At 41.5% G+C, this 20306-nt stretch carries 18 protein-coding genes and 1 pseudogene; 2 read left to right on the top strand and 17 right to left on the bottom strand.

Going from position 1 to position 20306, the window contains the following annotated elements:
- Positions 1-21 precede the first annotated feature (21 nt).
- From H7U02_RS01660 to H7U02_RS01605, 12 genes and pseudogenes are all read right to left on the bottom strand, one after another.
- Entirely contained in the window at positions 22-1299 is a 1278-nt protein-coding gene (locus tag H7U02_RS01660; RefSeq protein ID WP_048676126.1) for a uracil-xanthine permease family protein, read from the bottom strand.
- 532 nt (positions 1300-1831) lie between these two features.
- Positions 1832-2353 (bottom strand): bifunctional pyr operon transcriptional regulator/uracil phosphoribosyltransferase PyrR, encoded by a 522-nt coding sequence (gene pyrR / locus H7U02_RS01655; RefSeq protein ID WP_002890254.1) that lies wholly within the window; start codon positions 2351-2353, stop codon positions 1832-1834.
- Positions 2354-2573: 220 nt separating this feature from the next.
- Entirely contained in the window at positions 2574-3464 is an 891-nt protein-coding gene (locus H7U02_RS01650; protein WP_002886027.1) for an RluA family pseudouridine synthase, read from the bottom strand.
- Positions 3448-3909 (bottom strand): signal peptidase II, encoded by a 462-nt coding sequence (lspA, locus tag H7U02_RS01645; RefSeq protein ID WP_037602007.1) that lies wholly within the window; start codon positions 3907-3909, stop codon positions 3448-3450. The genes H7U02_RS01650 and lspA overlap by 17 nt, the downstream gene beginning before the upstream one ends.
- Before the next feature lie 8 nt (positions 3910-3917).
- The gene (locus H7U02_RS01640; RefSeq protein ID WP_164332291.1) at positions 3918-4823 is read right to left on the bottom strand and encodes a LysR family transcriptional regulator; all 906 of its coding nucleotides are present in this window, start codon (positions 4821-4823) and stop codon (positions 3918-3920) included.
- 115 nt (positions 4824-4938) lie between these two features.
- The gene (locus H7U02_RS01635; RefSeq protein WP_175057446.1) at positions 4939-6177 is read right to left on the bottom strand and encodes a CD20-like domain-containing protein; all 1239 of its coding nucleotides are present in this window, start codon (positions 6175-6177) and stop codon (positions 4939-4941) included.
- A 326-nt stretch (positions 6178-6503) separates the two neighbouring features.
- Positions 6504-7082, bottom strand: coding sequence for a hypothetical protein (locus H7U02_RS01630; protein WP_107373361.1), 579 nt, complete (start codon positions 7080-7082; stop codon positions 6504-6506).
- Positions 7075-7815 carry a hypothetical protein gene (locus tag H7U02_RS01625; RefSeq protein ID WP_037602000.1) on the bottom strand — a complete coding sequence of 247 codons (741 nt, stop codon included), beginning with the start codon at positions 7813-7815 and terminating at the stop codon, positions 7075-7077. Before H7U02_RS01625 ends, H7U02_RS01630 begins: the two co-directional genes overlap by 8 nt.
- On the bottom strand, positions 7812-8705 hold the full coding sequence (locus H7U02_RS01620) for an ABC transporter ATP-binding protein (protein ID WP_038675501.1): 894 nt from the start codon (positions 8703-8705) through the stop codon (positions 7812-7814). Before H7U02_RS01620 ends, H7U02_RS01625 begins: the two co-directional genes overlap by 4 nt.
- A gap of 76 nt (positions 8706-8781) precedes the next feature.
- A pseudogene (locus H7U02_RS11610) lies at positions 8782-8895 on the bottom strand (TIGR01741 family protein); the annotation flags it as partial.
- A gap of 79 nt (positions 8896-8974) precedes the next feature.
- Positions 8975-9481 (bottom strand): hypothetical protein, encoded by a 507-nt coding sequence (locus H7U02_RS11475; protein WP_260318286.1) that lies wholly within the window; start codon positions 9479-9481, stop codon positions 8975-8977.
- Between the two features lie 334 nt (positions 9482-9815).
- Positions 9816-11168, bottom strand: a complete 1353-nt coding sequence (locus H7U02_RS01605; RefSeq protein ID WP_201042670.1) for a hypothetical protein — start codon at positions 11166-11168, stop codon at positions 9816-9818.
- Between the two features lie 289 nt (positions 11169-11457).
- On the opposite strand from H7U02_RS01605, the gene H7U02_RS01600 reads away from it, so the two are divergent.
- Positions 11458-12216 (top strand): peptidylprolyl isomerase, encoded by a 759-nt coding sequence (locus H7U02_RS01600; RefSeq protein ID WP_155198067.1) that lies wholly within the window; start codon positions 11458-11460, stop codon positions 12214-12216.
- Between the two features lie 36 nt (positions 12217-12252).
- On the opposite strand, the gene H7U02_RS01595 is transcribed toward H7U02_RS01600, so the two are convergent.
- Entirely contained in the window at positions 12253-14154 is a 1902-nt protein-coding gene (locus H7U02_RS01595; RefSeq protein ID WP_201042668.1) for a beta-glucoside-specific PTS transporter subunit IIABC, read from the bottom strand.
- 305 nt (positions 14155-14459) lie between these two features.
- Here H7U02_RS01595 and H7U02_RS01590 point away from each other — a divergent pair, with 305 nt between their 5' ends.
- The gene (locus H7U02_RS01590) at positions 14460-15095 is read left to right on the top strand and encodes a hypothetical protein (protein WP_021144563.1); all 636 of its coding nucleotides are present in this window, start codon (positions 14460-14462) and stop codon (positions 15093-15095) included.
- Positions 15096-15164: 69 nt separating this feature from the next.
- Here H7U02_RS01590 and H7U02_RS01585 read toward each other — a convergent pair whose 3' ends face one another.
- The 4 genes from H7U02_RS01585 to glyQ all read right to left on the bottom strand — a co-directional run bounded on the left by H7U02_RS01585 (position 15165) and on the right by glyQ (position 20252).
- Positions 15165-16556, bottom strand: coding sequence for an amino acid permease (locus H7U02_RS01585; RefSeq protein WP_021144564.1), 1392 nt, complete (start codon positions 16554-16556; stop codon positions 15165-15167).
- Between the two features lie 168 nt (positions 16557-16724).
- Positions 16725-16982 (bottom strand): DUF896 family protein, encoded by a 258-nt coding sequence (locus H7U02_RS01580; RefSeq protein ID WP_002886085.1) that lies wholly within the window; start codon positions 16980-16982, stop codon positions 16725-16727.
- A 33-nt stretch (positions 16983-17015) separates the two neighbouring features.
- Entirely contained in the window at positions 17016-19052 is a 2037-nt protein-coding gene (gene glyS, locus H7U02_RS01575; RefSeq protein ID WP_021144565.1) for a glycine--tRNA ligase subunit beta, read from the bottom strand.
- 282 nt (positions 19053-19334) lie between these two features.
- Positions 19335-20252: a glycine--tRNA ligase subunit alpha gene (gene glyQ / locus H7U02_RS01570; protein ID WP_002886077.1), complete on the bottom strand. Its 918-nt coding sequence runs from the start codon at positions 20250-20252 to the stop codon at positions 19335-19337.
- Positions 20253-20306 lie beyond the last annotated feature (54 nt).

The following is a 20306-nucleotide window of genomic DNA, read 5'->3' as shown; positions in this document are numbered from 1 at the left end:
TTTTCCTTTTAAATTGATTGACTAATCTTTGCTACCTTTTTTAGGATCTGGCAAAATTTGATAAAGCAAGATACCAAGAATGGTTGAGCTTGCCACACCCGTGATTTGAAGACCACCAAGGTCAATCATCAAACCACCGATACCAGATACCAAGATAACACTAGCAATCAAGAGATTCTTTTTATTATCAAAATCAATCTTATGTTCAACTAAAATTTTCAAACCGCTAGCAGCGATAACCCCAAAGAGGGCAATAGATAATCCCCCTAATACAGGAGTTGGAATAGAATGCAAGAGTGCTGATAACTTACCAATAAAGCTCATCAAGACCGCAATCACTGCTGCGCCCGCAATAACGTAAACTGAGTAGACCTTACTGAGGGCCATAACCCCAATATTTTCACCATAAGAAGTTACCGGAGGAGCTCCAAAGAAGCCAGCGATAATCTGTGCCAAACCATCACCAGTAAGGGTACGGTCAAGACCTGGATCTTTAAAGTAATCACGCTCAGTCAAACTGTTTAGAACCATGACGTGACCAAAGTGTTCAGTCATCGTCACAAAGGCAATCGGAGCCATGGTCAAAATCGCACTTGGATAGAGCTTGAAGCTATAATCCACAAATGGAATGTCAAAGTTTGGAACCTGAATCCAATGTGCCGCTGCTACCTCTGAGAAATTGATAAAGCTATGTCCTGTCAGCAAACCAAGAACCGCTGAGAAAATATAGCCCACAATTAAACCAAGTAAAATTGGGATAACACCGATAATCTTCTTGCCATACATGTTAAAGAGGATAACCGCAAAGAGGGTCACCATCGAAATCAAGAGAGCATAGATACTATAGCTTTTATTTAAAGTTGTTGCATCATTGACTGCATTAGCCGCAAGGTTCAAACCAATCACCATGATAATAGGGCCAACCACAATTGGTGGAAGGACCTTATCAATCCAGTCTTTACCCGCATACTTAACAATCAGAGCCACAAGCAAGTAAACCAAACCACCTGCCATGGCACCTTGAGCCACTGCCGCAATGCCATCAGTCTTCATAAGTGTCTGCATAGCCGCAATATAGGCAAAACTAGAGCCCATGTAAGCTGGAATTTTGTACTTGGTCACCGTCAAGTGAGCTAAAGTTCCCAAACCAGATGAGAAAAGAGCAATAGCGGGATCAATCCCAACCAAAATCGGCACAAGCACCGTCGCACCAAACATGGCAAACAAGTGCTGGAATGACAAACCAACCAATAAACCAGGTTTTGGCATATCATTCACATCATATTTTACGTTATTCACGATATCAAAGGACTCCTTAAAATAAGATACTAAGGGCGTATAAAGAGCAAAGTAAAATTAGGAAATCTGACGCCGAAGCTTTAGCTTCTAGGAAGATTTATCTATTTTACACAGCTCTTAGCCCGTGTTCAGTTAAATAAGATACAAAGGGACGTTTTGGCTAAGCCAAACATTTCTGTAGAAAAATAGGAAGTCGACAAGGCACTCCAAAGAGTGCTAGGAGACTTATCTTTTTCCTAAGAAATGAGTCCCGTGTTCAATTAATAAGATACAAAGCCCGTCTATAGCCTAAAGCAAAAATAGGAAATACGATGACGGAGCACCAGCTCCTAAGAGTATTTATCTTTTTTTGCACAAGGCTTAGGGCGTGTTCAATTAACAAGATACAAAGGGCGTATAAAGAGCAAAGTAAAATTAGGAAATCTGACGCCGAAGCTTTAGCTTCTAGGAAGATTTATCTATTTTACACAGCTCTTAGCCCGTGTTCAATTAACAAGATACAAAGGGCGTTTCACCCTATCTGTCAGCCAACTTAGCTTGGATCAATAATGTTGACGCTATCTTTGCCATCAACTTCTGTCACCAAAACTTCGATTTCTTCTGACTCACTTGTTGGGATATTTTTACCAACATAGTCCGCACGGATTGGCAATTCACGGTGACCACGGTCAACCAAGACAGCCAAACCAACACGCGCCGGACGCCCATGGCTAACGATATTGTCAATAGCTGCACGGATAGTACGACCTGTGTAAAGCACATCATCCACAAGGATAACATCCGTTCCATCAATTTCAATAGGGAAAACAGATGTGTCTTGTTCAGCCTTAACATCATCACGGAAAGCCTTAGTATCAAGCTCAATCAATGGCACATCAAGGTTTTCCAACTGTTTCAAGCGCTCTTGGATACGCTGAGCAATATAAACACCACGTGTCTTAATACCAGCCAAGACAATCTTGTCGAGATTTTTGTTACGCTCAATAATCTCATAAGTGATACGTGTAATGGCACGTTTCATGGTTACGTCATCGACGATCTCTTTTTTCTTCATAAAAAGAACCTTTCTAAATACAAAAAAATCCCCTCGAAAACAAGGAGATACACAAAAATATGAGTACAGTTCACCCGTACACTTCTCATGGCTCCTTGCCTGCCTCTCTGGACAGTGATTAAAGGACTTATTTAATTAGGTAAATTATAGCAAATTTCAGACTCTTTTACAAGAAAAAAACGGACGCCTCTCCCAAGAAAGACTATCCGTTTAATAACTGTTAAGCTTCTCTCAACTTCTCCAAGGTTTCCTTGAAAATAGCAGGTTCTTCCGCTGTAAATTCGACCAATTCTCCAGTCGTAGGATGCGTGAAACCAAGGGTCTTGGCATGTAGAAATTGGCCATGGCCCTTGAGTGTCTTACGTGGCCCATAAAGAGGATCTCCCGCCACCGGGTGACCGATATAAGCCATGTGCACACGAATCTGGTGCGTGCGACCTGTTTCCAGTTGCAACTCTACCAACGTATAGTTGCCAAAACGTTCAAGAACGGTAAATCGTGTAACTGCAGGTTTTCCTTTAGCTGTAACCGCCTGCTTCTTGCGGTCCTTGTCTGAGCGCCCAATCGGAGCCTCAATCACGCCTCGATCGTTAGGCAGATTGCCATGCACGATAGCCACATACTTACGAAGGGACTTCTTATCCTTAAGCTCCGCCGCCAAAGCATTGTGAGCCTTATCATTCTTAGCAATCATAAGAAGACCAGACGTGTCCTTGTCGATACGGTGGACAATTCCTGGACGAACCACACCATTGATAGACGAGAGGTCCTTGACATGATACATCAGGGCATTGACCAAGGTACCAGACGTGTGACCAGCTGAGGGATGGACCACCATTCCTTGAGGTTTGTTGACCACTGCCACATCCGCATCTTCGTAGATAATATCCAAAGGAATATCTTCAGCCTTGTATTCCAAGACCTCTTCTTCTGGTAATTCATAGGTGATGACATCACCCTCTTTAACCGCATACTTGGCCTTTGCCGACTTACCATTAACCAAGACTGTCCCAGCCTTGATTGCTTCATTGGCCTGACTACGTGACAATTCTGTCAAATCTGCCAAAGCCTTGTCCAGGCGGTTTCCCGCCTCTTTAATGATGACTTCCATTTTCCTCTTTCCATAAGATTAAAATCAAGAGCAACACGCCCACCGTTAGATAGGAGTCTGCCACGTTAAATATCGCAAAATCAATAAAATCAAGCTGAACCATATCAACCACGTAACCCAAGTGCAGACGGTCAATAAAGTTACCAATACCACCTGAGATAATCAAAACCAAAGATAGCACCAGCCAAAGACTCTTCTGATAATTCTTAACCAGATAAACCAGAGCCGCACCAATCACTAGAACCGTCAAAATCACAAAGAAATATTTCTGATCCTGTAAAATCGAAAAGGCAGCACCACGGTTCTGTAGATAAGTCAAGCTGAAAAGTCCAGGAATAGCCTTGATAACTTGGTTAAGGGCAATATTTGCCACAACCCAATGCTTAACCCACTGATCCAAACCAATCAGAGCTAGAATAGCCAAAGGAATCGCAACCTTACGCATAAATCCTCCTATGGTTTGTATGTATCAAAGTAGTCAAACATAACATTGACAAACTTGAGAGCACAAGACGACAAGTTAATCCCCTTACGACGGACATAAACCATCTTGTTATCCAAATTATCCTCAAGCGGAATCACCGTAATCCCATTCACACTTTGTGCATCCAAGAAGCCAGACCCCGTCGCATAAGCATCCGTACGTTCCAAGATACCGTTCAAAGTCGCACGGTCTGTCACGTTAAACATAAGAGACGAATCTGACGTATCCACAAAGTTCTCAGAATAGTAAAGGTACTCGTCCTTCTCCTGAGTGAAACGCACCGTAGGCAAGGCCGCCAAGTCCTCCATGACCAGACTTTCTTTTTTAGCCAGAGGATGCCCCTTACGGAGATAAATGTGCGTCTTAAACGGAATCAAATCAATAGCCTCAAGCCCAAGCTTGTCCATATTTTGCTGGATTCCCTTGCTATTTTGACGATTCAAATAGATAATCCCAATCTCACTGTGTCCCTTGGCTACCTCATCCAAAATCTGAATGGTCGTAGACTCAAAGACACGGAAATCCTTGTAATCAGGGTAACGCTCTGAAAAAGTCGTAATCAAAGGTGGCAAAAAGTCATAGTGCTGGCTGGCAATCGAATACTGGTTACCCTTTTCAGAAGCATTGAGATAGCGATTTTCAAAACTATCAAAACTGCGTACCACTTCAAGCGCACGCTCATAAAAGGTCATACCCTGACTGGTCAAGACAGCCCCCGTCGTTGTACGGGTGAAAATTTGAAAATTCAACTCCTGCTCCAAATCCTTGATAGCCACTGATAAGCTAGGCTGGCTCACAAAGAGCTTGCTGGCTGCCTCACGGAAGGTTCCGCTGTTGGCAATGGCTACGACATAACGTAGTTGTTGTATGTTCATCTGTGACACTTCTTTCTTGAAAAATCAATCAATTTTATTATACCAGATTTTATCCTCTTTTGTTGATACTAAAAAGCCCAGGCAACCCTGAGCTTGAATGACTAACAAAGTAGTCCTATTCGTCTGATTTATCTGTCAAGAAGTACTCGTTTTCACGTTTGTCATAGTCAAAGGTCAAACGAACAGTATCTACCTTACCACTTTCTGGATTATAATCACGGTAGCTAAGACTCACTGACTGAGTGAGATCGCCCTGTTCAGTTTGTGTCATTTCATGATAAGTGAAGCTAGCCTCTGGGTGTTTTTCAACCACTTCAGAAAGTCGTGTCCCCTTAAGCAAATCAGCTTGTGTACCTACAGACAACTTTTCATAGTCATCTTTTGTCCAGTTGCTATGATAGTCATCGACTTCTTTGACCTTATCATAGTCGAAGGTTGCTGAGGCAGATTTCAAAACATAGACACCGTCTTTTTTCTCAAAAGTCAAACGCACATAGTTGTTTCCATCTGTGTTTTCTTTTCTATAGGTGAGGTCTAGCAAATCTGGTTTATCTTTCTCGTAAGCATCACTATACTCGGCATCAGTCGCCTTACCGTGAGCGTCCAAGACCTCATCCAATGTCAAAGTACCAACCTTCAACTCCTTAAACTGATCCTCAGTCCAGTTAAACTTATAATTCTCGTCAATGTACTGATAAGCTCTGTTGCGACCGTCACTTTGGAACTGTTCAGCATGGTTCATGACATATTTCACCGCTTGATAACCTGCTCCAGCAAGCGAAGTCATGAAGAAGATAATTGACATGACTAAGGCAATAATAGATAGTGCCTTGCGTGTCGATTTCAGACTCAAAACCAAAGTCACAATCGCCAAAATGATAAGGAAGAAAGCAAGGAAGGTAAAGACAAAACCGATAGGAAGTGTCCAAGACAAAATGACAAATAGAATCCCCAAAACTAGAATAATGATTGGCAAAGCAATATTAACAAAAGCATTGTTCTTGGTTACTTTTGGCTTGTAATAAGGGTTTTCCAAAGGTATCTGACTTGCCTTTGGAGCCTCTTTTTCTTGTTCTTTCTCCAGATTCAACTCAGGCATTTGCTTAAAAGCTTCCTCCTCTAATGCCACCTGAGCCTCGTCTGGTTGCGTATCTACTACTGAGTCAGCTGTCACCTCTTCAGTAGTTTCAGAGCTATCCACCTGCTGAGTTTCAACCTGCTCAGATACTTGGGCACTTGGTTCCTCAGAAGCAATGACAAAGCCCTCTTTCTTAGCCTCCATAAACTCCTCAGGACTTGGTTTACGACCATTGACGTCCTCAAAGTGACGCACCCATTCTTCTCTAGTTGCCATAGCTGACTCCTTTATCTCTTTTTCTTTATTTTATCATACTTTAATCTGGTCTTATGAAAATAAGGTCGAATATAAGAGAGAATTTTTTGAGACTGCCTGATGTGCTTTAGTGTCAAGCCATCTCATGAAAATGGATGAAAGTCGAAAAAAACTGCACCCTAAAGTTTGATTTTTCTGTCTAACTTTTGTGGTGCCATTCACTTCTAGTGAATTATAGTATTTTCACTGTCCACTGTAAGTGGGAGTATATCACCTTCACCGTCTCAGAGGATAGGAATTAAAAGAAGATTTCAATAGAAAAAGGACTCTGCATTGAAAAAGAATCCTTAATTTCTTATAATCCCATCAAATAATTTCTTCAAATTCCCAAAACTCACCACTGGAAAGACGAGTCCTGAGTAGAATAAGAGCACGGTGTTTAGAAAATCTACCAAGACTGAAATTCGTTGGAAGCGGATGGTCAGTCGAATCATGACAAGATAATAGCCGAGGAAAATCAGGAAACCAATCAGTACCACGAGCAGTCCTTGGAAACTGATGACCTTCAAAGAAAAGTGAGTTGGTAAACCCTGATGAATCAAAAGCAGAGCAATCCAGAAGATCAAAGACAACCAAACAAAGTAAACCACTGCTCGTTGCAGGTAAATTCTATACACTGATTGCAAAGCATACTGGGTGCCAAAAGATTGCCCAGACCGAATCTCGTACTCCAACTCTTCATTTCCCAAGGAAACCACATGGGTCAAGATAAAATAATAATAGAAATAGGACAACTGAAAGTCAGAATTTCCCCTCAAAAGGCTATAAAAACCAAGAATGAAAATGACGTGGTAGAGGGTGTCAAACAGGGTATCCGCCCAGCGTCTCCTGCGAAAGAGATAAAATCGCTTCACTTCATTATACATGGAACAAACTTCCCTTCTTTTTGGCATAGGTCAAACAAGTTTGAAAGCACAAGTAACCCAATAGCCAGTAAATCAAACCGTATCCCAGTAATAATAAAAGAACGAACCAACTTGGTTGGCGGATAAAACTCACCAAGAGATGAAAAGGCAAGAAACGAGTTAAAGTAGCAATCAAATGACTCGATTGTTCCTGAAAACCAACCAAAAAGAGAATCCCGTAAGCAAGGAGACTAGTAATACTGGAAATTTTTGTAAAGACAAAGGAAAAACTGGCAAAGAGAAAGCCTAGACCATAAAGGGACGCAATAACCACAAAGGACAGAAGAAAGGTAACAAATGTATCGACCCAGTCAGTAGGAAAGGCAATCTGCTGAACCAAGGCAACCAAGCAAAACAAAGGAATGGCCTTGACCAAGTCCAACAAAATCTGTACGATAATTTTGATAAAAAGCATGCCAAATATGCTCCGCCGACTCTGAATCACGTTGATAATGGTGCGGTCTGCAATCTCATCCTCGATAAAATAGGTTGGATGGGTGATACTGTGGCTAGAAAAATACCAAGTAAAAAGCAAGATAAACAGCTCAAAAGTATCTTGCTGGCTGTCAAAATAGGTCAGAAAACCCGTAATTAGAAAGAAAATTCCCAGATTGGCAAAGAGAAGATTGACTTTGAACTGTTTGTATTCACTGAGTTGGCGACTAAACTCTCGCCCAATAGCTGCTAGCATCATTTGAGCACCTCATAAAGCAAATCTTCCAAAGAGGCAGGTTCTCGGGTGAACTGCAAGACTTCTGTTTCTTCCAGCAATAGCCGATAAAGGTCTGGATTTCTGGTCTCTACCGAAATCCCACCGTCAAGCACCTTGTAGTCCAGCTCAGGGAATCTTTGTTTCAGTACACTTTCTGCACTCTTATCTAACAGCAAGTGATAGACTTCATGCTGGTGGACATTGCCAAAAATCTCTTCAAAGGTTCCTTCACGATAAAGCCGCCCCTCCTGAATTACCACCACCCGAGTGCTGACCTTCTCGATAAAACTAGCATCATGACTGGTGATAAAAATACTGGCTTGATGGTGACGAGCATAATCCTGCAAAAGAGTCATCAGCTGTTTTTTTGCCAGCAAATCTAGCCCATTGGTCGGCTCATCCAAACAGAGTACTTTCGGTTTTTGCACCAAGGCTAAGATTAAGGTCAATTTTTGACGGTTGCCCTGGGACAGTTCTGAAACCAGCGTGTCCTTATAAGGGGTAAAAGCCAGCTGGTCACACAAGACATCCACCTCTGCCTTGATATGAGACAAGGCAATCCCATTCAAGCTTAGAAAATATTGGAGATTCTCCATAGCTGTCAAATAACTGTACAACCCCTGCCCGCTCTCCAAGACAAACTTGACCAGCGAGTGGATTTTCTTGGAGCGATTAGAAACGTCATAGACACGAACCTCGCCCTTATCCTGCAAAAAAATCCCTGCCAAGAGCTTGATAAAAGTCGACTTACCGGCACCATTGCCACCAACGATGGAGAAGATTTCACCTGAATCTGCTTGAAAATCAGGAATGTCTAACACCAACTTCTTGTGAAAACTCTTTTGAACTTGTGAAAATGTTATGTTAGTCATTTAAGATTACCCCTTGATTTGGAAGATTCCCTTTAATTTGTTCAATTATTTTTTCAATATCTATAATTTCAGTATTATTAGGAAAATTATATTGCTTTGGAATATAGAGATTGTAGATATACTCATTTTTCCCCTCTTCATTAACACTCTGAGCAATCTCACGAATTTTTTCATTAATTTGTTTTTCCATTTTATCCTCCAATACGGTTTAAAATTGTTTTAACTTCAAGCATTTTGCCATCAATTTCATACATTACTTTAACCACAACTTAGCCCTGTATCCTCCTATACTCCTTCGACTTCTCTCCATACCAATCCTTAGCTGAGTAGCCAAACTGCTCTCTATATTGCTCAGAGTATTTGAAGAGGTAATAACCTCGTAGCAAATCAATGGAAAAGACATAAGTCGCAAAGACAAATATGGCAGGTATAATAGGCATCAACACCGCATCAATGCTCCCTCTAGTATCACTTCCAGTGGAGCGGTCAAAGAGCACAAGGGCACCTGTAATCCCGGTTCCACCTAAAAAGACTAAACCATCCGAAATCTTTTCAGTCACAAGTGCTACCATGGGGCTAAACTCTGTCTGATTTTGAACAGCTTCTTTCAGTTTACGGGGAACCGTTCGAATCAAGTAATAAATGGAAATAAGAAACATAGCTCCCGATAGTATACTGACAATATTTCGTCGTGTCATCATCATTATTCCGGCACATACTGTAAAGATAGCGAGTAAGACTACCATGTAAAAGTAGGTGCAAAATTTTAGTTTCATCGGGCTTCTTCTGTTCTTAATTGAAAAGAAAAGATAGACCAAATACATGACTACATAGAAAAGAATGATTGGCCACTGAATCCAAGAAAATGTTGGATTTTGATCAAGCGTCAATCCTTTTATAAACATGGGTGTGATAATAGAGAAGAAATAAATAACAATTGAAGTGATAAACAAGCCAATAAATCGTTTCCAGCTTCCTTTTTGATTGAGCTTTTCTACGGTCTCCTTAGTGACAAGAGACTGACTTTGCTCGAATGTATAATTTAAAAATCTCAATAGTTTTCTCCTTTTATCAAGAAAAAACAGGAAGGTTTCCCCTCCTGTTCCTTAATTAATCCTCGCCATCTGGACCTGATTTATAAGTAAGGTAGAACGTATCGTCATCTTCTTTGGTATCAAATGACAAGTAAACACTCTTGAGTTTACCATCTCCAGCCTCATAGTCACTATAAGAAATGCTCATTTCTTTTTTGAATTCACCTTGACGAGATGTTGAGATTGTGTATTCTGCACTTGAAGCTTTAGGGTGATCCTTAACGATATCTTCAAGTTTCGTACCGTTTGATGGATCAGTGTAATCACCCTTAGTGAGAGCATCAAACTGTTCTTTTGTCCAATCAGCTTTGTAAGAGCGATCAACTTCTACCTTATCTTGAGGGAATCTACCTGAAGCATATGACAAGATAAATGTACCGTCATATTGTTTCTTAAAGTTTAGGTAAACACTTTCACCATAGTCTTTACCAGAGTAATTCAACTTCATCTCATCGCCAGAGATTTGTGCATCAGAAGCCTTACCATAAGTCTTGATGATAGACTTAACGGTATCCTTACCTGCTTTCAACTTCTTGAACTTAGATTCATTCCAATCAAATTTAGCATTTTTGTCAATGTAGTCGTTGACATCAGTACTGTCACCTTTTGAATCAGATTTAGAATCTGATTTTGAATCTGATTTTGAATCGCTGTCATCATCTTTTTTGTCATCATCATCTTTATCAGCAACTTTTGATGTCTTGCTTGAGCTTGTGTTGTCACTAGCGTTTTGAGAGATTTGGAAAATCAAACCACCAATAGAAACAAAGAGCATGAGACCAGCAACACCTGTTGCGATGATTGAAAGCAATTTCTTGCTTGATTTAAGGCTAAAGACAAGTGAAACAACTGCCACTGCAACTGCGAGAACTGTCAAGATGATAAAGAACCAAGCAGGACTTACGAACCATGCCAAGATTGCAAAGATTACTGAAAGTGCAATCGCAACGATTGGCAAGATAAGATTGAAGAGAGGTTTATCTGCTGAGCCAGCTGCTGCTGGATTAGGAACTGTTCCAAATCCTTGAGCTGAAGAGATAGGTGCCTTTTCAAACATGCTTGAATCAAACTGTGGGGTTGGCTGTTGCACAGGTACTTCTGAGAAAGCTTCTGCACCAACTGGTGATTCACTGCTTGCTTGTTCTGCGACAGCATCTTCAGCTGTTTCAGCCACATCTGCGATGTCATCTTGTTCTGTGACTTTTTCAGTAGCGACAGGTTCATTAGCTGGTGCTTCTACAGATGCTGTTTGAGCAGTCAAAGCGCTAGTATCAAAGTCAGCTGCTTTAGCATCCAAAAATTCTTGGGGGCTAGGCTTACGCCCATGTACCGACTCAAAGAGTTCAGCCCATTCTGCTTTAGTTGACATAAAAATCTCCTTTTTTCAAGAAATCCAAACAAGAGGTCCCTTCAGCTTAGCAAAGTTTTCTATAGTTAGGATTTAGACACCTATCTCTGATAAGAGCAAGTAGCATGCGTCCTTCCAAAAGTCAGCCCTCACCTTTTAGCCTGAGGCAACCTTTTTCCTATATCTAGTCCCATTGTTCATCTTCTTGTTGATAATCCCATTCTACCATATTTAAAGACCTCTGTTAACCGTTTCCCAAAAGGTTTTTTTCTGCTACAATAGTAGGTATAATGCACCAAAGGAGTTATATATGAAAAACATTAAAAAGTACATTCCATTAATTATTGTACTTGTTATCGCAGGCCTAGGTTTTGCCTTTCGTGAGAACATCGCACGCGCCGTTCGTGGAGATGCTTATGTTGATAATAAGATATTCACTAAACAATTAGAAAAAGCCCAAAAATCTGGAAAAGATGCCTTTCCACAGTTGTCTGACAAGGTCGGTAAGGACGAAGCTGAAGTTATTCTCCATACTTCAAAGGGTGATATCACAGTCAAACTCTTCCCTACACTTGCTCCAAAGGCTTCTGAAAACTTCTTGAAACATGCCAAGGACAAATACTACGATGGTCTTACCTTCCACCGTGTCATCAAGGACTTCATGATTCAAAGTGGTGACCCTAAGGGTGACGGTACTGGTGGAGAATCTATCTGGAAGAAAGGTTTCGCTGTTGAGCCTACACCATTCCTATACAACATCCGTGGCGCACTTGCTATGGCTAATACTGGTGCTAAAGAGTCAAACGGCAGCCAATTCTACATTGTTCAAAACAAGGATGATCAAAGCAAACAGCTAGGAAATGCTGGCTATCCAAAACCTATCATTGACGCCTACAAAAAAGGTGGTTACCCAGCTGGCGATACTAAATATACCGTCTTTGGTCAAGTCATCAAAGGCATGGATGTCGTTGATACCATTGGCAATCTTGAAGTCGATGACAACAGCAAACCAAAAGAAAATGTAACGGTCAATTCTGTTGAAGTCGTTAAAGACTACAAATTCAAATAAGCAAAAATCCGAGAAGCTGATTCTCGGATTTCTTTTTTATTTAACAGCGGTGAGGAGATAATCACCAGTGTTAACACGAGCTTCTTTAGTTGTTAAGACATCATCAAAGTCAGCTGTATTGGTTACAATGACTGGTGTGATAACTGGTAATTTAGCGTCTCGGATAGTTGCTAGGTCAAATTCTATAAGTTTTTGACCCGCTTCTACGACATCCCCTGCTTCCACATAGGTCTTGAACCCTTTTCCAGCAAGAGAAACAGTGTCCATACCAATATGGATGAGAAGCTCTGCACCATTTTCAGTTGTCAAACCAATAGCATGGCCGGTAGGGAAGACTAAATTAACCGTTGCCTTAGTTGGTGCAACAACAATACCATCGGTAGGATCAATAGCGATACCTTTACCCATAGCTCCTGAAGCAAAGACTTGGTCAGGAACTTGGTCAAGTGGTACAACATTCCCAATAAGTGGGCTAGCGATGATTTCTTGTTGCATTTCTTTAGGAGCAAGTGCAGCTTCCTCAGCTTTTTCTTCAACCTTAGCTGCTCCACCACCGTATAAATTTGGTACTCGTACAAAGAGTTGGATAAAGAAGGCAAGAACACCACCCACAATGGCAATGATAATGGCAAAGATAACTTTAGAAAGATTACCGTCAGGCCCAATAAGGCTTGGGAAGACAAAGACACCCAGACCACCTATTGAATACATCTTAATATCTAGGGCCATCATGGCAGCCCCCATAAGTCCTGAAACACCACATGATATGTAGAATGGTGTTTTCATTGGCAGTGTCACACCATAGATAGCCGGTTCTGTAACCCCAAAAATAGATGAAACAAATGCTGGCATAGAGATGGTACGTACTTTTTCTTCTTTTGTCTTAAGCATGATAGCTCCCAATACACCTGTTTGCGTGAAACATGGGAAAAGTGCTGCTGAAAGAATACTTGAACTTCCGTTTGTTGCCACATCTAAGATTGCAAGAGGAACAAGTGCCCAGTGCATTCCGAACATAACCAAGACTTGCCACAAAATACCAAGTATAAAACCAAAGACAATCGGATTAAAGTTCATGATTGCTTGGAAAAGGCTTGTCAATCCATTAGAGAAAGTATTGGCAACTGTTCCTACCACCAAGAATGTTAATGGGACAGTAATGAGTAATGTAAAGAAAGGCACTACGAAGACTTTAATGACATCTGGAGTAATCTTAGTAAAGAATTTTTGAATGTATGAAGCCACCCAAATTGCCAAGATAGAAGGCATTACTGTTGAGAGGTAACCTCCTGCAGGAAGTGCAAATGGAATAACTCCTAGAACATGACCTTGACCAGCTTTCTGAAGAGCAGTCACCAGCGTAGCAATATCAGGATAAACAAGTGCCGCTGCAATCGCAATAGCTGTAAACTCATTAACCTTGAAACGACGGGCAGATGTTAATGCAATCAAGATTGGCAAGAACTGGAAGAAACCATCTCCTGCTGCATTAAAGATGACATACATAGGACTCGTTGCAGCTGACAAGCCACAAGCTGCCATGATAGCAACTATCCCTTTGATAATCCCCGCCGCAGCCAAAGGTCCAAGGAAAGGTTGGAAAATACTTGAAACCAAAGATACAAAGCGGTCAAAAAGATTCCCTTTAGGCGCATCACCTTCATCAATATCAAGACTACCACCTGCTGGAAGACCGCCAACTTGGAGAACCTCCGCATAAACATCAGGGACATGGTTACCGATAACCACCTGATATTGACCACCTGCCTTAACAACAGTAACAACACCGTCACGGTTCTTAAGGTAGTCATCATCTGCTTTAGACTCATCTTTCAAATCAAAGCGTAAGCGTGTCACACAGTGTTTCAAGCTATTGACATTTTCTTTACCACCGACGTGTTTGAGAATGTCTTCAGCTAATTCAGTATATTTATCCATAAGGGCTCCTTTCTTTTCTAGGATTTTAGTTCTTTCGAGGCTTTTTCAACGAAAAAAACCTAAATAAATACCAAGAACCAATTAGGGTGAGTATACACTACTCCCATTAGTTTTTCGTATTTATCTAGGTTTTGCCTGCTGACCAGTAACAATCCTTTTGCTATGGTTATATAATATCAGAGTTCAAATATTTTTGCAAGCCCTTACAAAAATATTTTTTGTTTTTTGAGGTAAAATCTTGACCAAGATAATAAGTCATGATAAACTATTGTTAGTTTATAAACTAACAGAAAGAGAGTTACACGATGAAAACAAGTGCAATTATTGAATTTAAAGATACATACGCTAGCATGGAATGCCACGAACTTGGTTACCAAACCAAGGAAACTGCCTTAGCTATTATTTCTCCTACTGGACATATTCTATCAAGTACACCGCTTTTCAGAAAGGTATATGGTTCAAATACTGCTCACATCGACCAACTTCCTTTCAATATAGATAACCTTAGTATCACAGCAAGAGGTCTTAGTAAAAAGGCTAAAGCCAACTTAGAAGATTGGATTACCCATACTATAATTCTTCCAATGGACTATGATAAGTCCTTTACTAAGCATCAAGAACTTTTGCACCTCTTAGCAGATTCACCTATCGTTGAGTCTGTCCAATCTTTAACTTATAAGACAGTTAAGATTCATTTTTCCGAAACACTCAATGATGAACATATTCGCCAACTGCAAGGTTTTATTCTCGCTCAGGCAGGCATCTACAGCTATATTGGGACATCTACAGTCTCAGACCGAAATGCCCACCAGGCTCTTGAATGGGCTAAACTTGATGTTAATGGTCGTTCGCACAACGATCACAAGCCTGCTATTTTCCATCGTAGTAAGGGCCTCTTAAGTGGTTTCTTTCACCATGGAAGCCAAGAAAGTATTGCATAGATAATAATTGGGACACCTTGTGTCCTTTTTTGCAACAAAAAACTCACCATAAAGGTGAGCTAGATTGATTTATTTACTGTGTTTCCAGTTACTATAGATACTAAATACGACAATCCAGATGGCTGCTCCAATAGCTCCGACAACTGTTGACTTTTGCAAGAAGAGACAAACAAAGACGAAGATAAAGAAAAGGATAGTCAATGGATTAAGAATCTTGTAGGCTGGCATAAGGAAACCATCAGCCATAAACTCTTGAGATTTACGGTACTTGAGATGAGCAAGCATGGTCAAGATATAGATAGCGATGTAGACCCCTGATGATGATGCGGTAATCAAAGCAAAGGCATCAGATACACCAGGCAAGACATTGATGAAGGCTGAAACACATACCACAATGGCTGAAACAATGATGGCACGTGAAGGAATACCATTACGTGACAAAGTATCTAGCTTCAAAGCTTTCATGACTTTACTATTTGGTGTTTCCTTAGCAATTTGGAAGAGGTGACGACCTGTAGAGTAAAGTGTTGAGTTCAATGATGAAGCCGCTGCTGTCAAGACAACAAAGTTAATGAAGGCTGCTGCCCACTTGATACCAGCCATTTGGAAGACCGTTACGAACGGTGATTCATTAACTGGAAGTTTTTGCCATGGGAAGATAGCCATGAGGGCAATGAGGGCACCCACATAGAAGATGACAATACGAATCGGAATCTCCTTGATGGCCTTTGGTAAGACCTTACGTGGATTTGCTGTCTCGGAAGTTGTAATCCCTACAAATTCGATGGCTTGGTAAGCAAAGAAGACCATTTGGAAGGTCATGACAAAGCTTACCCAACCTTTAGGGAACATCTGGAAGCCTTGTGTAATATTGGAAAGACTAGCATGTCCAGCAGGCGTTTCAAAGTTGGTCGCTACCATGAAGATACCTGTTGCGATAAGAGCAAGAATGGTGATAATCTTGATCATCCCAAACCAAAACTCAACTTCCCCGAAAATCTTAACTGCAATCAGATTAACCGAACTCAAGATAATCAGGAAGATGATCTGTATCTGCCAGGCAGGCCAACTTGGGAACCAATATTGCACATAGGTTGATACTGCCGTAATTTCTGCCATCCCGAGGAATATCAGTGATACCCAGTAAGACCAACCCGAGAAGAATCCCCAGCCCTTACCAAGGTATTTGGTAATAAAGTTGATAAAGGTGTGCTGGTCAGGATCCATATAGAGCATCTCACCGATCGCTCGCATCATAAGATACATGAAGATACCAGTTAGTATATATACTAAGATGATTGAAGGTCCTGTTAGGGAGAGAGAACGCCCTGCCCCGAGGAAGAGACCTGTACCGATTGTACCAGCGATGGCAATCAGCTGGACGTGACGGTTTTGAAGACCACGAACCATCCCATTCTCAGTCTGGTTGTCGTCGTCTTTATGATGTTGCTTTTGCGACATTTTTTTCACTCCAATTCTATTGAGCACGACTCATTGAATCATGCCATTTTTTAACATAACTTATATTTTACCATTTTTGAAATAATTGGTCAATTTTATACAGAATATTCAGAATTTTATACTTCAAAACAAGGGCTTGGAAAAATTCCAAACCCTTGTACATCGTTATTATGATTCAGGATCATCGAGGCTACGGCCATGCAAACCTTTTTCACGTTGTACTTGACGTAGTTTTTCAGGTGTCACATCGTTACCTTCTTCGTCAACCACTTTAATTCCTTCGATATGGTGACGAACTGAGCGACGGTAACCTTCAATGTATTCTTCACGAAGTTTTGCTTGCTCCACTTCTTCTTCTGGAGTCAAACCTTCGGTTTTTTTCTTTTTAGCAAGCTCATTGATACGAGCGATTTTTTCAGGTGTCATAATAAAACCTACTTCCTACCTGTTACCAGATCATTATTTTGTGTTCAATTGGTTGAAAGCTGCAACAGCTTTGGCTTTGGCTACAAGACCTGCAAGAAGGGCCAAACGGTTGTTTTTAACCGCTTCATCTTCTGCCATGACCATAGTGTTGTCAAAGAAGGCATCGATGACTGGGCTAAGAGCGAAGAGCTGTGCCAATTTGTCACTTGCTGAACCTGTCAATTCAAGCTCTTCAATCGCTTTAGCAAGGGCTTTTTCTTGGTCGTTTTCAAAGAGACTAGCATCGACTGTCACTGAAGCATCCGCTTTTTCTGCCAAGTTGAAGGCACGAGAAAGTGACTCAACAGCTGCCTTGTAACCATCAGTCTTAGCAGCTTCTGAGAGGGCGTCAGCTGCTTCAAGCATATCAGCCACGACAAAGTTTGAACCAGCAAGAACGGCTTCTTTGATATCTTTTGAAGTGCGTCCCATCATCTTGTCCACACGCGCTTTGATGAAGTTGATGACTTCTGCTTGATTGTCATATGAAAGACTATCAAACGAAAGTCCGTAAAGGCTGTCAATCAACTCATCCATAGGGATATGCCAACCAAAAGCATCCAAGATACGAACAATCCCTTGTGTTGCACGACGAAGCGCATATGGGTCATTGGAACCTGATGGAATCAAGCCAACTGAGAAGAAGGAAAGGAGGGTATCCAATTTATCTGCAAGCGCAAGGATAGCACCAACCTTAGTCTCTGGAAGAGCTCCGTCTGCTGAATCAGGAAGGTAGTGCTCACGGATAGCTGTCGCAACCGCAGCATCTTCACCAGCAAGGAGAGCGTATTTTTCACCCATGATTCCTTGCAATTCATCGAACTCTCCGACCATACCAGTCAAGAGGTCAAATTTGTAGATTTCAGCTGCACGAGCTACGGCTTCCGTTTCTTCTGCAGTCAAACCAGCTTGCTCAGCTAGTGACGCTGCAATGACACCAGCGCGCGCCATGTGTTCTGAAAGAGAACCAATTTTTTCGTGGAAGGTTACGTTAGCCAATTTAGCAACGAGGTCTTCAATCTTAAGTTTTTGATCTTCACGCCAGAAGAATTCACCATCTTCAAGACGTGCCACCAAGACTTTTTCATTTCCTCGAACGACATTTTCCAAGTGCTCAGCGTTACCATTACGAACTGAGATGAAGTTTGGTTTAAGTTTACCATCAAGGTCACGTACAACAAAGTAACGTTGGTGCGTTTCCATTGATGTCACCAAAACTTCTTCTGGAACATCCAAATACTTAGTATCAAAACTTCCCATAAAGGCAGTTGGGTATTCGACCAAGTTCAAGACTTCATTCAAAAGTCCTTCTTCGATTTGGACTTGAACGCCTTGTTCTGCTTCGATAGCTTTGATTTGCTCACGAATCATGTTTTCACGTTCTTTGCTATCCGCAATCACGTAAACGGTACGAAGGTCTTCTTCATAAGAATCCGCATTAGTAATTTCCACTTCATGTCCAAGGAAACGGTGTCCACGGCTCACACGACCTGACTTGATATCCAAGAAATCAAGGTCAAGTGCTTCGTCGCCCAAAAGGACAACCAAAGTGTGAACAGGGCGAATGTATTCAAATGTGTTGTTAGCCCAGTGCATGCTAACAGGGAAGGTCAATGAAGCAAGCACTTCTGGAACGCCAGCCAAGACTTCTTTAGCTGGTTTTCCAGCTTCGTGTTTAGTGACATAAACGTACTCTTCGCCTTTGACTTCACGGAATTCGATATCATCAACGGTCAAGCCTTTTCCACGAACGAACCCTTGCGCCGCTTTTGAGAAGTTTCCATCTGCATCCAAGGCGATTTTCTTAGAAGGTCCTTTAAAATCTTCAGTCAAATCCGATTGTTGGTCAGCTAAACCAATCACACGGACGGCCAAACGGCGTGGTGTTGAGAAGGTTTGAATGCTTTCGTATGAAAGACGGTTGTCATCCAAGAAGGCTGCCATTTTCTCACCGAGTTGTTTTTCACTTGGTGTGACAACGTAGGCTGGCAACTCTTCAAGTCCTAGTTCTACTAATAAGTTTTTTGTCATGTTTTTTCCTTTACAAAATTCTTCTTTTTGATAGGCATCTTAGGTACTGGGGACGTCGCTAACTAACTTTGTGAGGCTGTAGGGAAATCTTCTGTCTCCTTGACATCGATTTCCAACAGTCTCATCAAAGTGGATTTAGCCAACTGATTTTTGAACCTAACGTTTCAAAAATCCCCATATACCATTACGGCAGTGCCTATCCCTTTAGCAAGTCTTCGACTTGCCTCTGGGTAGTCATGTGGGCTCACTTTGTTTGCCCATTTTCCATTCTTGTAACTCTTTTTATTCTTCCTCTTCTGCTAGGAGTTTTGCGCGTGTGGCTTCGTCAAGAAGTGGGTAACCAAGTTTTTTACGTTCTGCGACGAAGGTTTTGGCTACGACACGGGCCAAGTTACGGATACGGGCAATGTAGCCAGCACGTTCTGTAACAGAAACAGCACCACGAGCGTCAAGCAAGTTGAAGGTGTGTGAACATTTCAAAACGTAGTCATAGGCTGGGTGAACAAGGCCCAATTCCAAAGCACGTCCTGCTTCTTTTTCAAATTTTTCGAAGTTTTCAAGAAGCATATCTTGATCAGAAACTTCAAAACTGTATTTTGAGTGTTCATATTCTGGTTGAAGGAAGATTTCTCCGTATTTAACGCCTGGAGCCCACTCAATATCGTAAACTGAATCTACTTCTTGGATATAAGAAGCCAAACGTTCCAATCCGTAAGTGACCTCAGAAGTTACCGGGCCAGTTGCCAATCCACCAACTTGTTGGAAGTAGGTGAACTGAGTGATTTCCATACCGTCAAGCCAAACTTCCCAACCAAGACCAGCTGAACCAGTTGATGGGTTTTCCCAGTTGTCTTCAACGAAGCGGATATCGTGCTCCAAAGGATTGATCCCCAATTTTTCCAATGACTCAAGGTAGAGTTCTTGGATGTTTGATGGTGATGGTTTCATAACCACTTGGAACTGGTGGTGTTGGTAAAGACGGTTTGGGTTTTCCCCGTAACGACCGTCTGCCGGACGACGTGATGGCTCTACATAAGCCGCATTCCATGGCTCAGGACCAATGGCACGAAGGAAGGTATATGGACTCATTGTTCCCGCACCTTTTTCATTATCATAAGCCTGCATGAGCATACAACCCTGGTCATTCCAGTATTGTTGCAAAGTAAGGATAATTTCCTGGAAAGTCAATTTTTTGGACATGTTTTACTCCTTTTTCTATAATTTCTTGCGACACGAGTCTACCTCGTCGATCGT

Source organism: Streptococcus sp. 3.1 (genome assembly GCF_016648915.1).
Classification (GTDB): Bacteria; Bacillota; Bacilli; order Lactobacillales; family Streptococcaceae; genus Streptococcus; species Streptococcus salivarius_E.
The sequence above is the reverse complement of the archived record's forward strand: the minus strand, read 5'-3'. Positions and strand labels throughout refer to the sequence as shown.

Excerpts from the sequence above, each read along its gene's own strand:
- H7U02_RS01600 (WP_155198067.1), top strand. The coding sequence starts at position 11,458 with ATGAAAAACATTAAAAAGTACATTCCATTAATTATTGTACTTGTTATC.
- H7U02_RS01650 (WP_002886027.1), bottom strand. The coding sequence starts at position 3,464 with ATGGAAGTCATCATTAAAGAGGCGGGAAACCGCCTGGACAAGGCTTTG.
- H7U02_RS01630 (WP_107373361.1), bottom strand. The coding sequence starts at position 7,082 with ATGTATAATGAAGTGAAGCGATTTTATCTCTTTCGCAGGAGACGCTGG.
- glyS (WP_021144565.1), bottom strand. The coding sequence starts at position 19,052 with ATGACAAAAAACTTATTAGTAGAACTAGGACTTGAAGAGTTGCCAGCC.
- H7U02_RS11475 (WP_260318286.1), bottom strand. The coding sequence starts at position 9,481 with ATGAAACTAAAATTTTGCACCTACTTTTACATGGTAGTCTTACTCGCT.
- glyQ (WP_002886077.1), bottom strand. The coding sequence starts at position 20,252 with ATGTCCAAAAAATTGACTTTCCAGGAAATTATCCTTACTTTGCAACAA.
- H7U02_RS01635 (WP_175057446.1), bottom strand. The coding sequence starts at position 6,177 with ATGGCAACTAGAGAAGAATGGGTGCGTCACTTTGAGGACGTCAATGGT.
- H7U02_RS01620 (WP_038675501.1), bottom strand. The coding sequence starts at position 8,705 with ATGACTAACATAACATTTTCACAAGTTCAAAAGAGTTTTCACAAGAAG.
- pyrR (WP_002890254.1), bottom strand. The coding sequence starts at position 2,353 with ATGAAGAAAAAAGAGATCGTCGATGACGTAACCATGAAACGTGCCATT.
- H7U02_RS01585 (WP_021144564.1), bottom strand. The coding sequence starts at position 16,556 with ATGTCGCAAAAGCAACATCATAAAGACGACGACAACCAGACTGAGAAT.
- H7U02_RS01590 (WP_021144563.1), top strand. The coding sequence starts at position 14,460 with ATGAAAACAAGTGCAATTATTGAATTTAAAGATACATACGCTAGCATG.
- H7U02_RS01580 (WP_002886085.1), bottom strand. The coding sequence starts at position 16,982 with ATGACACCTGAAAAAATCGCTCGTATCAATGAGCTTGCTAAAAAGAAA.
- lspA (WP_037602007.1), bottom strand. The coding sequence starts at position 3,909 with ATGCGTAAGGTTGCGATTCCTTTGGCTATTCTAGCTCTGATTGGTTTG.
- H7U02_RS01640 (WP_164332291.1), bottom strand. The coding sequence starts at position 4,823 with ATGAACATACAACAACTACGTTATGTCGTAGCCATTGCCAACAGCGGA.
- H7U02_RS01605 (WP_201042670.1), bottom strand. The coding sequence starts at position 11,168 with ATGTCAACTAAAGCAGAATGGGCTGAACTCTTTGAGTCGGTACATGGG.
- H7U02_RS01625 (WP_037602000.1), bottom strand. The coding sequence starts at position 7,815 with ATGATGCTAGCAGCTATTGGGCGAGAGTTTAGTCGCCAACTCAGTGAA.
- H7U02_RS01595 (WP_201042668.1), bottom strand. The coding sequence starts at position 14,154 with ATGGATAAATATACTGAATTAGCTGAAGACATTCTCAAACACGTCGGT.